Origin of the sequence: Anaerotignum faecicola (assembly GCF_003865035.1) — a bacterium.
GTDB classification, from domain to species: Bacteria; Bacillota; Clostridia; order Lachnospirales; family Anaerotignaceae; genus Anaerotignum_A; species Anaerotignum_A faecicola.
Map to the genome: position 1 here is coordinate 774,443 of NZ_BHVZ01000001.1, position 12,195 is coordinate 786,637.

Consider the following 12,195-nt stretch of genomic DNA (forward strand, 5'->3'; position numbering starts at 1 on the left):
CCCCAATGTCCTGCCCGGATGCTCATTGCAGAAATTCCATTTTTTCCACTCTGCCCGTCACCACCATGCACTCCGCCGAAAGCTGCTTCAGGCAAAGCCTCTGCCCCTCCAGCCGCAGAACCCCTGCCGCCGTGCCGATGCGCACCGTCTCCTCGCTGTATTCCAGAATCCCCTTATAATTTTCTATCGTAACCTCCTCCTGTCCGATAAAGGAAATCAGCGGCAGATGCAGCAGTATTTCCTTCGGCAGCTCCAGTGCCTCTGTCATATTCCTACGAAATCCCATGCCATCACCTCATTTATTCACTTTATGCAAGCAGGGGATAAACTAGAATTTTCTACATGCTTTTCTGCATGCAAAAAGGCAGAGCCTTTGCTCCGCCTTTTCGCTGTGCGCATTCATTTTTTTCAGAGGAACTCTCATGTGAGAGGAACTGCTTCATTTTTGATTGCTGCTCTTTAGTTTTCGATTGCTACCATATCCTCGGGAATGGTGATATTCAGTGCTTCTGCGATGTCAGCATTGTATTTTTCTGTAATGCCATCAGTTACATAGCCGATTGCCATCTGTGCGGGATCTGCGCCGTTTGTCAGAATTTCATAAGCCATTTCCGCTGCCTTTACGCCCAAATCATAGTAGCTGATGGACAGAGTTGCCAGACCACAGCCGCTGCACATGCCTTCTTCACCGGTTACAACAGGAATCCCTGCGGGAACCGCTACGTTCTTTACGATTTCTGTGTTATTTGCGATGGTGTTGTCTGTAGGGATATACAGTGCATCACATTCGCCGACTGCCTTTGTTACAACAGACTGTACCTCGTTGGAATCTGCTGCTGTAAATTCAGCCCATGCAATGCCTTCCTTATCCAGCTCAGCCTCTGCCAGCTTCGCCTGATATGCAGAGTTGGGTTCTGCAGAGCAGTATACGATGCCAACCTTCTTTGTATCGGGAACCAGCTTCATGAGCAGCTGAATCTGCTGATCAACGGGTGCCAGATCGGAAACACCGGTTACATTTCTGCCGGGCTTTTCATTGGAATCAACCACGCCTGCTGTTTTATAGTCTGTTACGGAGGTACCAACGATAGGAATATCCCCTGTTGCCGCTGCTGCCGCCTGCAAAGCTGTGGTTGCGTTTGCCATAATCAAATCAACATCATTGGAAACAAATTTTGTTGCAATCGTGGTGCAGTTTGTCTGCTCGCCCTGTGCGTTCTGATAATCGAATTTTACCTTATCGCCCAGAAGCTCTGTCAGCTTATCCTCAAAGCCCTTTGTTGCCGCATCCAATGCAGGGTGCTCCAGCTGCTGAATGATGCCGACTGTATATGTTTCGCCTGCATCAGCGGAATCGTCTGCCGCATCATTGCCGCCGCAGGCTGTCAATGCCATTGCTGCAGCCATCATTGTGGCTGTCATTTTCATCCATTTTTTCATAAGAATCTCTCCCTTTTTCCTCAGTTTCCCCTTTCGGGTTTTGCTTTATTACATGCACGCATATCCGCGTCACACTGTTAAAGTCATTATAGCACTCAAATCTTCAATGTCAAGCATAATCCTCCCTTTTTTGCAAGTATTTTGTATACCTGTATCCGCCGTCCGCGCACAAAAAAAGGACACATCCTATAGAGTGTCCTTTTTGTTTTTTCTGTTTTCAAATCAGCCGAGCAAAGCACGGTCGTTTGCAAATTCCTTGCCGCTGGCAACGGTGAACTGATGCAGCAGGTCATCAACGGTCAGGTTTTTCTTTTCCTCTCCCTTGATGTCCAGAATAATCTTGCCGTCCCACATCATAATCAGACGGTTGCCATGCACAATGGCATCCTTCATGTTATGCGTTACCATCAGCGCAGTCAGGTTATGCTCCGCAATAATCTTATCGGAAAGCTCCAGAACCTTCGCCGCTGTTTTAGGGTCCAGTGCCGCGGTATGCTCATCGAGCAGGAGCAGCTTGGGCTTTTTCAGCGTTGCCATCAGAAGGGTCAGTGCCTGTCTCTGCCCGCCGGAAAGCAGACCTACCTTTGCGCGCAGACGGGTTTCCAGCCCCAGATCCAGTGGCTTCAGCAGCTCAACATATTCTTCTCTCTCTTTTTTTGTAATCCCCCATCTGAGGGTACGGGTCTGTCCGCGGCGTTTTGCCACAGCCAGATTTTCTTCGATTTCCATATCGGCAGCTGTCCCGTTCATGGGATCCTGGAATACGCGCCCCAGATATTTTGCTCTTTTGTGTTCGGGCAGCTTTGTGATATCCTCGCCGTCAATGATAACAGAGCCGCTGTCTACAGGCCAAACGCCCGCAATGGCATTCAGCATGGTGGATTTCCCTGCACCGTTGCCGCCGATGATGGTAACAAAGTCGCCATCCTCCAGCGTCAGATTGATGCCGTTTAAGGCTCTTTTTTCATTGATAGAACCTGGATTGAAGGTTTTATAAATATTTTTCAGCTCAAGCATTCTTGCCGCCTCCTCTCTTTACATGGCTGGCAGCATATTTGCCCTTCAGGTGGGGCAAAGCAAGGAATGCCGCTACAATCAAAGCACTGATCAGCTTCAGGTCGGTGGTTTCCAGACCAAGCCACAGCACCACTGCGATAACGATATAATACAGGATTGCACCGCCGACAACGCCAAGCATACGCAGTGCATAGTTATAATCAAATCTCTTGAATACAACGCCCGCAATGATAACGGATGCCAGACCGATAACGATGGCACCACGCCCCATGTTTACGTCTGCATTGCCCTGATACTGCGCATACAGACCGCCTGCAAGCGCAACCAGACCATTGGATACCATAAGCCCCAGAACCTTCATTGTATTGGTATTGATGCCCTGTGCGCGCGCCATTTTTTCATTATTGCCCGTTGCACGGAAGGCACGACCCATTTCTGTACCGAAGAAGCCATACATCAGCGCGATGACTACAATACAGAAAATCGCGGAAACAATGATTGCACCATGGATATCTCTCAGGCTGAGAATCAGATTATATTTATCTACGCTGATTGCCTGATTGGATTTACCCAAAATACGCATATTGACAGAATACAGACCCAGCTGGGACAGGATGCCTGCCAGAATACCGGGGATACCCAAAGCCACATGGAAGATACCTGTTACCATGCCTGCCAGCATACCGACAATCGTAGCCACTACCAGAGCAACCGCTACGTTATGCCCGGAAAGCATCATCATAACTGCAACGGAGCCGCCTGTCGCAATGCTGCCGTCTACGGTCATATCCGCAAAATCCAATACCTTAAAGGTGATGTAAACGCCGATGGCAAAAACACCCCAAATCAGCCCTTGGGCGATGGAGCCCGGAAGGGCATTGAGCAATGCCATAATATTCATAAATATACCTCTTTCTATGCTTTCTTTTTTTACAGGAATAAGCGAAGCACATGCTTCGCTTATTCCTGTATTCAATTCAAATCAAACCGCAGGTCTTTCGCTTAAGCAACCGGCTCCATCCCTTCGGGGATTGTAACACCCAATGCTTCTGCGATATCTACATTATATTTGGGAACCAGACCATCTGTCAGATATTCAATGGGCATTTCCGCAGGCTTCTTCCCGTTCACCAAAATATCATACGCCATTTCGGCAGCCTTTGCGCCCAGATCATAGTAGCTGATAGACAGTGTTGCCAATGCGCCAACCTCGCACATTGCTTCCGCACCTGTAACAGTGGGCACGCGTGCGGGAACTGCGATATTCTTTACGATTTCCATGTTGTTTGCAAATGTGTTATCAGTAGGGATATACATTGCGTTGCAGTCTGCAACTGCCTTTGTCACAACCGCCTGAATTTCGTTAGAATCTGCTGCGGTGTAGATTGCATAAGGAATCTTCTGTTCCTCCAGATATTTCTTTGCCAGCTCTGCCTGATAGGTAGAGTTCGGCTCTGCGGAGCAGTAAACCACTGCAACCTTTGTGCTTTCCTTATCACAGAACTGCATCAGCACATCAATCTGCTTTTCGACGGAAGCCAGATCGGAAACGCCTGTGACATTTTTGCCGGGTGCTTCATTGGATTCTACCACGCCTGCTGTCACATAATCTGTAACGGAGGTACCGACGATGGGGATATCGGAGGTTGCTGCCGCCGCTGTCTGCAATGCTGTGGTTGCGTTTGCCATAATCAGGTCACAGCCGTCGGAAACAAATTTCGTGGAAATGGTGGTGCAGTTTGCCTGCTCCCCCTGTGCATTCTGGTAGTCAAATTCCACATTATCCTCACCCAGAAGCTCTGTCAGCTTATCCTCAAAGCCCTTTGTTGCCTGATCCAGAGAACCGTGCTCCATCTGCTGAATAATGCCGATGTGATATACCTTATTCCCTGTGCTTTCATCTGCCGCATCATTGCCGCCGCAGCCTGTCATTGCCATTACTGCCGCTACGGTCATAGCCAGAAGGCCTGTTACTTTTTTCATTTTCATAATCTACCCTCTCCCTCTTTGATTTTTTTCATGTCTGATTTCGACATATAATTTCATCGCAAAATGAATTATAGCATCCCTGTTTTGATTGTCAACAGCAAATCGAATTTTTCGATTAAGTGTATCGAAAAAACTGTTTCTTCGATACAGGTACTTTCATCCTCTGCGAAGGGGAAGGTTATTCCATCGTTTCCTCCAGTGCTTCCATATCGGCAGGAGGAGTGATGCCCAAAGCCCTTGCGATTTCCGCATTATACTTCGGTGTCACGCCGTCGGAAACAAACGCGATTGGCATTTCGGCAGGCTTTGTGCCGTTTACCAGAATATTATACGCCATTTCCGCCGCCTTCACCCCCAGGTCATAATAACGAACGGAAAGCGTAGCCAGCGCACCGATGCGGCTCATATATTCCGCCCCTGCAAAGGTAGGTACACCTGCCGGAATCGTGATATTTTTTACGATTTCCATGCTGTTCGCCATGGTGTTATCGGTCGGGATGAAGATAGCGCCACATTCCTGCACCGCCTTTGTCAGCACCGCCTGCACATCATTGGAATCCGCAACGGTGTAGATGGCACAGTCCCGTTTGAGCCGCTTCAGATATCTTTCCGCGCGCTCTGCCTGATAGATGGAGTTGGGCTCTGCGGAGCAGTAAACCACCGCAATCTTCGTATCGGGCTTGCAGAATGTAAGCAGCACATCCACCTGTGCCTTGATTTCGCCCAAATCGGAAACACCTGTGACATTTGTGCCGGGCTTTTCATTGGAATTCACTGCACCTGCCGCGATATAATCCGTTACGGATGTACCCACGATAGGGATATCCGCCGTTGCCGCTGCCGCAGACTGCAAAGCCGTTGTGCCGTTTGCCAGAATCAAATCGCAGCCATCGGAAACAAATTTCGTAGCAATGGTGGTGCTGTTTGCCTGTTCGCCCTGCGCGTTCTGGTAATCGAAGGTGATATTTTCTTCTCCCAGCAGCTCCATCAGCTTGTCCTCAAAGCCCTGCGTTGCCGCATCCAGAGAGGAATGTTCATCCTGCTGGACAATGCCGATGCGGTATGCCGTTTCTCCTGTGCTGCCGCAGCCGGATAAAGCCAGTGCCGCGCACAAAAAAGCCGCCGTTACGCCCATCATTTTTCTGAATTTCATAGCCTTTCCCCCTTCAACGTAAAAGGGTCACAGGCAATCGCCTGTGACCCTATGGTTTCGATTATTACTTGCCTTGGAGCATTTTTTTCACAAGACCGCCGACAATTTTCATATCTGCGCGACCTTTCGCCTTGGCTGTCACGATACCCATGACTTTGCCCATATCCTTAATGGTAGAGGCTCCGGTCTGTGCGATGGCGTCTTCAACAATCTTCTGAATTTCATCCTCGCTTAACTGCTCTGGAAGGTAACTTAACAAAACTTCGATCTCTTTATTGAGTTTTTCGATCAGATCCTGTCTGCCGCTTTTTTCATAGTCGGGCAGGGAATCCCTTCTGCTTTTCAGCTGCTTGGAGATAACCTCGATGACACCTTCATCATCCAGCTCAACCTTGTTATCCTTTTCGATCTGCAGGACACCGGAACGAATCAGCTGAATCGTATCCTTCTTGATGGTATCCTTTTCTTTCATAGCAGTTTTCAAATCTGCAAAAAGCTGCTCTTTTAATGACATATAATCATCCCTTTTCGCTTCGTAAAACTTAGTAAAATTTATCAAACCATGAAAGCAATTCGTAAAACTTCGTTTTACTCATCCACTCAGGTTTTCTCGTGTCTGCTCAAAAATGCCTGCAAGCAGTCATTTTGTTGACAGCCACGGAAAACGCTTTCATACGATTATCTGAATTTACGTTTTCTAGCGGCTTCGGATTTCTTTTTGCGTTTTACGCTGGGTTTGTCATAATGCTCTCTTTTGCGTACTTCGCCCATGATACCATCTCTGGCACATGTTCTTTTAAAACGACGCAGTGCGCTGTCCAAGGATTCATTTTCTTTAACTTTTACCTCTGACATGAATTTCCCTCCCTCCCAGTGCGAGATTCGTTGATGGCAAGAAAGGTGCTTTTACGCCTTTTTTTACCATACATTTAAGAATTATACACAAAAACTCGCGCAACGTCAATAAGAACTAAGAGAAATTCTCAAGAAAAATCATGGCAAATCTGCCTGTTTGGCGGTTTTTTCCGTATTTTTTTCGGGATGCTTCCGTTTTGCATCTGTTTTTGTACCATTTGCCGCCGTCCTTGTCTTAGGCTTTTTTGCCCGCGGCTGCTTCTTCGGCTGCTCCCGCTCCAGAATGACCATCCCCAGAGGCGGCACATCCAGCTCTACCCGAAACGGGCAGCGACCTGCCGGCTCCGCCCTGCTTTGCAGCGGTACGGCGTTGATGACATCACTGCCGCCGAAGCGCGCGGCATCGCTGTTCAGCCGTTCATGATAAACACCCTCCTGCGGCACGCCGAGCGAAAACCCACGATGCACCACAGGTGTAAAATTGCAGAGGAAAACCAGCTCCTTCTCCTGACTGCGGCGCACAAAGGAAACAATCGAGCTTTCCGCATCGTCACATTCAATCCATTGGAAGCCGTTCGGGTCGAAATCCTCCGCCCAGAAGGCAGACTCCTCTGCATAAAGATGATTCAGCTCCTTCACATACGCCTGCATTTCCTGATGGTCTGCATATTGCAGCAGATGCCAATCCAAAGAGCGTGCCTCGCTCCATTCGCTGTACTGCGCAAATTCACCGCCCATAAACAGCAGCTTTTTCCCCGGATGCCCCATCATGAAGCCATAGGAAAGGCGCAAATTCGCAAAGCTCTGCCAAACATCCCCCGGCATTTTCCCAATCATTGAGGATTTTGTATGTACCACCTCATCATGCGAAAGCACCAGCACAAAATTCTCCGCATAATGATATGCCATGCCGAAGGTCAGCTTATTCTGATGATATTTCCGATAAATAGGGTCAAGCTTGATATAGGAGAGAAAATCATTCATCCAACCCATGTTCCATTTCAGGCTGAACCCAAGACCGCCCTCATCAACCTTCTTCGTCACACCGGGCCATGCGGTGCTGTCCTCCGCAATCATGAGTGCGCCCGGCTCCCTCTCGGCAATGACGGAATTCATGTGCTTGAGAAATTCGATTGCCTCAAGGTTTTCACTGCCGCCGTATACATTGGGGAGCCACTGCCCCTCCTCCTTGCAGAAATCCAGCCGCAAAAGAGATGCTACCGCATCCACGCGCAGCCCGTCTATATGGAAAATATCCATCCAGTAGAGCGCATTTGCAAGCAGGAAATTCGCAACCTCTTTTCTGCCGTAATTGAAAATATACGTCCCCCACTGGATATGCTCCCCCAGACGGGGGTCTTGGTGCTCATAAAGTGCCGTGCCGTCAAAGCGTGCCAGTGCAAAATCATCCTTCGGGAAATGCGCAGGCACCCAGTCCAGAATGACGGAAATGCCGTTCTGATGGCAGGCATCCACAAACTGCTTAAATTCGTCCGGGCTGCCGTAGCGGCTCGTCGGGGCATAATAGCCCGTCACCTGATAGCCCCAGCTGCCGTCAAAGGGATGCTCCTCCACAGGCAGCATCTCGATATGCGTATAGCCCATTTCCTTCACATAGGGAATCAGCTGCTCCGCCAATTCGGTATAGGTCAGAAAACGATCACCCTCTGCCCGCTTCCAGCTGCCCAGATGCACCTCATAGATATTCATGGGGGCTGTCCTGAAATCATATTTCCTTCGTGCCGTCATCCAACGGCGATCCTTCCATTTATAGCGTTTCAGAGGATACAGCACAGATGCATTGTTCGGGCGCACCTCTGCATACACACCGTAGGGGTCTGTTTTATCAACCACCCTGCCATCACACTGCGTCACATGGAATTTATATTTATCCCCCTCTGCCGCCGCAGGCAGAAACAGCTCCCAGATGCCAGATTCGCCCAGCCTTCGCATGGGACTTCTGCGCGCATCCCAGTTGTTGAAATCCCCGATTACACTGACCGCCTTCGCATTGGGTGCCCAGACGGAAAATGCCGCCCCCCTTGCGCCCTCGTGCGTCATAAGCCTGCCGCCCATTTTTTCGTAAATCTCATAATGCGTCCCTGCGCCGAAAAGATGTCGGTCAAATTCAGAAAGGGTCGGCGAGAAGGAATAGGGGTCATAGCTGCGCCATGTGTTGCCGTCCGCATCGGTGTACTCCAGCTGATAGCGGAACCATTCCTCCCTGTCCGCAATCGTCACCTCAAAAAAGCCGTCTGCATGCAGCCGCTCCATCGGGTATTTTTTCCGTTTATTTGCATAGTCAATCACGGTAATGCCTGCCGCATTCGGCAAAAAGGCACGCACCACAACGGCTTTTCTGCCGTCCTCCTCCATTTCGTGCATCCCCAGCACCGTATGGGGATCACTGTGTTCCCCGTTGACAATATGAAAAATATCATAAAGCTTTGTGGTTGTGAGCATAGTCTCCCTCCCTTTTGCTTGTGTTTGTTTCCTTGATATATCTTATTTATTATACCATATTTCCAACGTATTGCCAGATGGAAACAGAGCCATATTTTGGCAAAACCATTCTTGTTTTTTACGAAAATCGATGTTTTTCAGACGGTACTTGTCAGCAGAACGCAAAAGGTCTATACTAACAGTAGGAATTACAAAAGACATTTGTCCATTTTTCATAAAAATACTGCAATCAAGGAGGAGTGATCTCTATGAAACTGATGTTTTTAGGTGCTGACCACGAGGTAACCGGCAGCTGCCATTATATCGAAGCCTGCGGCAAGAGCATCCTTTTGGACTGTGGCATGGAGCAGGGACGGGATACCTATGAAAATCAGGAAATCCCCGTAGCGGCAGGAAGGATTGATTATGTGTTCCTTTCTCACGCGCATATTGACCACTCTGGACTACTCCCTCTGCTTCACAAAAACGGCTTTCAGGGACAGATTTACGCCACCGAGGCCACCACAGACCTCTGCCGCATCATGCTTCTGGACAGTGCGCATATTCAGGAATTTGAAGCGCAGTGGCGCAACCGCAAAAATAAGCGTGCCGGCAAAGCCCCCTTTGAGCCACTTTATACCACAGAGGATGCGATGGCAGTCATGGAGCATTTTGTTCCCTGCGATTATATGAAGGAAATCGAGGTCTGCGAAGGGGTGAAAATCCGCTTTACGGATGTCGGGCATCTGCTCGGCTCCTCCAGTATTGAAATCTGGCTGACGGAAAACGGCGTATCGAAAAAAATCGTATTCTCCGGTGATATCGGCAATATCAATCAGCCCATCATCCATGACCCCCGTTATACCACCGAAGCAGATTTTGTCATTATGGAAAGTACATACGGCGACCGTTACCATACCGCGCCGCCCGATTATGTGGCAGAGCTTGCCGGGCAGATTCAGCAGACCTTTGACCGCGGCGGCAATCTGGTCATCCCCTCCTTTGCCGTCGGGCGAACGCAGGAAATGCTGTATTTCATCCGCGAAATCAAGGAAAGAGGACTGGTGCGGGGGCATGAGGGCTTCAAGGTTTATGTGGACAGCCCCCTTGCAATCGAAGCAACGCGCGTGTTTGCGGAAAACTATCTGGGCTGCTATGACACCGACGCAATGGCATTGGTACAGAAGGGCATCAATCCGCTGACCTTTCAGGGTCTTGAGGTTGCCGTAACGCCGGATGATTCCATGGCAATCAATTTCGATAAAAGCCCGAAGGTTATCATCTCCGCATCGGGGATGTGCGAGGCAGGGCGCATCCGCCATCATTTAAAGCATAACCTCTGGCGGCCCGAATGTACGATTCTTTTCGTTGGATATCAGGCAATCGGCACACTTGGCAGAAATATCATTGAGGGCGAAAAAGAGGTGCGCCTGTTTGGCGAGACAATTACCGTCAACGCGCATATCGAGGAGCTGGCAGGCGTGAGCGGACATGCGGATAAGAAGGGACTTCTGAATTGGGTGAACCATTTCGAGAAGAAGCCGGAGCGCGTTTTTGTAGTACATGGCGAGGATTTGGTCTGCGAGGACTTCACAAAATGCTTAAAGGAAGAATACGGCTACAATGCCTTTGCCCCCTACAGCGGTGCCTGCTTCGATTTAGCGGCAAATCAGATGATTTCCGAGGGCGTAAAAATCCCCGTTGTACCGAAGGAGCTGCCAAGGGGACATGCCGCCTCCGAGGGCGGCAAGCGCGCGATGTATCTGGCAAATCAGCTTGATCTGGCAAATAAACGCCTGCAGCAGATTATCAATCTGAATAAGGGCGGCACCAATCGGGATATGGAAAAGATGCTCAAGCAAATCAACGACCTTTGCGACAAATTAGACGGATAAGCTTACAAAGACTACATAAAAAAAGACCTAAGAGACACGCTCTTAGGTCTTTTTTATTAGCTTCCTGCAATAGCCAGTCCTCTCACCAGAACGGACGGCGAGCCGACACCGCCGGAGCCGAAATACAAATCATCGGCAATTTCCTCCACCTCTGCCAGAAGCTGATAAAAATTGCCTGCAACGGTAATCTGCTCCACAGGCGCGTCAATCCTGCCGCCTTTGATACGGAACCCCTCCGCCGAAAGGGAAAAATCGCCCGAAACGGCATTTGTGCCTGCGTGCAGTCCCATCAGGCTTGTAATCAAAAGACCGGTTCCCATTTTGGCAAGCAAGACATCCTGCGAAATCTCACCCCTTGCCAGATAGAAATTCGTGGGCGCAGTTTTAACAGAGCCTGTCAGCCCCATCTTAAAGCCATTGCCTGTGGATGCCACGCCATCCTTTTTCGCCGTCCTGCGATTATAAAGCAGGGTTTTCAGCACGCCGTTTTCGATAATGGCTTTATTTTTGCCCGAAACGCCCTCACTGTCGAAGGGCTGTGTGCCATAGCCGCCTAAAAGCAGGGCATCATCCCGCAGTGTAACCCCTTCGGATGCGATTTTTTCGCCCGTTTTGCCCTGCAAAAGAGAGAAGCCCTTCTGCGCATTTTCCGCAAAAAATACTCCTGCAAACGCGCCCAAAAGAGAAACCATCGCCCTACCGTCGAAAATTACATCGTATTTCCCACTTGGCACAGACGCTGCCCCCAGATGGGATGCGGCACGCTTTGCCGCCATTCTGCCCGTTTCCTCAGGGTTGAACTCATTCCAATCCTGCGCCTTCCAGAAATAGGAGCCTGTTTTGGTTTCTCCGCCCTTTTTTGCAATCGCAGAAACATAAGCCGTCGCAAAATTCTTCGCAAAGGAAACATCCAGCCCTCTGGTGTTGCGGATGACAACCTCCGCCAGAGATGTCCCCAGCGCGCAGTAATCCAGAGAAGCAACCTCCTCCGCTCCTGCCAGTGCCGCTGTTTCCATACGCATGGCGGCGCTGATTTTTTCCTCTACCCTTAATTCCTCCAGAGCGGCATTCACGCCCTCCAACTCAGGGTAGTTTTCCTCTCCCGCATAAAGCTCCTCGCAGTCCTCCGGAGAAAGAAGCGCCGCATTTTCCTTCGCCGTTTCCACCAGATATGCAATGGCATCCTCTGTCAGCTGTTCGGTATAGGCATAGCCTGTCCGCCCGTTGATGTTTCCGCGAAACGCCAGACCCTCCTCCCTGCTGTTTTCATAATCGCTGACCTCGCCCTCCAGAATCAGCACCTCAAACGCCTTGCCGCCGCGGTAATAAACCTCGCAGTCCGCAAAGCCTGCCTGTCTGCCGTAGGCAAGCACCTTTTCCAAAAATTCCTTCCGTTCCATTCCG

11 protein-coding genes are annotated in these 12,195 nt (G+C 49.7%); 1 reads left to right on the top strand and 10 read right to left on the bottom strand.

Annotation, left to right across the window (positions count from 1 at the left end):
* Positions 1 to 22 precede the first annotated feature (22 nt).
* The 9 genes from yqfC to glgB all read right to left on the bottom strand — a co-directional run bounded on the left by yqfC (position 23) and on the right by glgB (position 8,917).
* Complete coding sequence (gene yqfC / locus EJE48_RS03720; RefSeq protein ID WP_118580201.1) at positions 23 to 286, bottom strand: sporulation protein YqfC; 264 nt, start codon at positions 284 to 286, stop codon at positions 23 to 25.
* A 173-nt stretch (positions 287 to 459) separates the two neighbouring features.
* A complete protein-coding gene (locus tag EJE48_RS03725) occupies positions 460 to 1,440 on the bottom strand; it encodes an ABC transporter substrate-binding protein (RefSeq protein WP_118580204.1) in 981 nt (326 codons plus the stop codon).
* A gap of 222 nt (positions 1,441 to 1,662) precedes the next feature.
* Entirely contained in the window at positions 1,663 to 2,457 is a 795-nt protein-coding gene (locus EJE48_RS03730) for an ABC transporter ATP-binding protein (protein ID WP_016406739.1), read from the bottom strand.
* Positions 2,450 to 3,358, bottom strand: coding sequence for an ABC transporter permease (locus tag EJE48_RS03735; RefSeq protein ID WP_118580207.1), 909 nt, complete (start codon positions 3,356 to 3,358; stop codon positions 2,450 to 2,452). Before EJE48_RS03735 ends, EJE48_RS03730 begins: the two co-directional genes overlap by 8 nt.
* 101 nt (positions 3,359 to 3,459) lie before the next feature.
* On the bottom strand, positions 3,460 to 4,446 hold the full coding sequence (locus EJE48_RS03740; protein WP_118580210.1) for an ABC transporter substrate-binding protein: 987 nt from the start codon (positions 4,444 to 4,446) through the stop codon (positions 3,460 to 3,462).
* 178 nt (positions 4,447 to 4,624) lie between these two features.
* Entirely contained in the window at positions 4,625 to 5,599 is a 975-nt protein-coding gene (locus EJE48_RS03745; RefSeq protein ID WP_118580213.1) for an ABC transporter substrate-binding protein, read from the bottom strand.
* Between the two features lie 64 nt (positions 5,600 to 5,663).
* Positions 5,664 to 6,113: a GatB/YqeY domain-containing protein gene (locus EJE48_RS03750; protein WP_016406743.1), complete on the bottom strand. Its 450-nt coding sequence runs from the start codon at positions 6,111 to 6,113 to the stop codon at positions 5,664 to 5,666.
* Between the two features lie 164 nt (positions 6,114 to 6,277).
* Positions 6,278 to 6,454 (bottom strand): 30S ribosomal protein S21, encoded by a 177-nt coding sequence (gene rpsU / locus EJE48_RS03755; protein WP_016406744.1) that lies wholly within the window; start codon positions 6,452 to 6,454, stop codon positions 6,278 to 6,280.
* Between the two features lie 138 nt (positions 6,455 to 6,592).
* Positions 6,593 to 8,917 (bottom strand): 1,4-alpha-glucan branching protein GlgB, encoded by a 2,325-nt coding sequence (gene glgB, locus EJE48_RS03760; RefSeq protein ID WP_124984309.1) that lies wholly within the window; start codon positions 8,915 to 8,917, stop codon positions 6,593 to 6,595.
* Between the two features lie 248 nt (positions 8,918 to 9,165).
* Here glgB and EJE48_RS03765 point away from each other — a divergent pair, with 248 nt between their 5' ends.
* Positions 9,166 to 10,791: an MBL fold metallo-hydrolase RNA specificity domain-containing protein gene (locus tag EJE48_RS03765; RefSeq protein WP_118580219.1), complete on the top strand. Its 1,626-nt coding sequence runs from the start codon at positions 9,166 to 9,168 to the stop codon at positions 10,789 to 10,791.
* 56 nt (positions 10,792 to 10,847) lie between these two features.
* Here EJE48_RS03765 and EJE48_RS03770 read toward each other — a convergent pair whose 3' ends face one another.
* Positions 10,848 to 12,191: a TldD/PmbA family protein gene (locus tag EJE48_RS03770; protein WP_118580222.1), complete on the bottom strand. Its 1,344-nt coding sequence runs from the start codon at positions 12,189 to 12,191 to the stop codon at positions 10,848 to 10,850.
* Between the last annotated feature and the right edge of the window lie 4 nt (positions 12,192 to 12,195).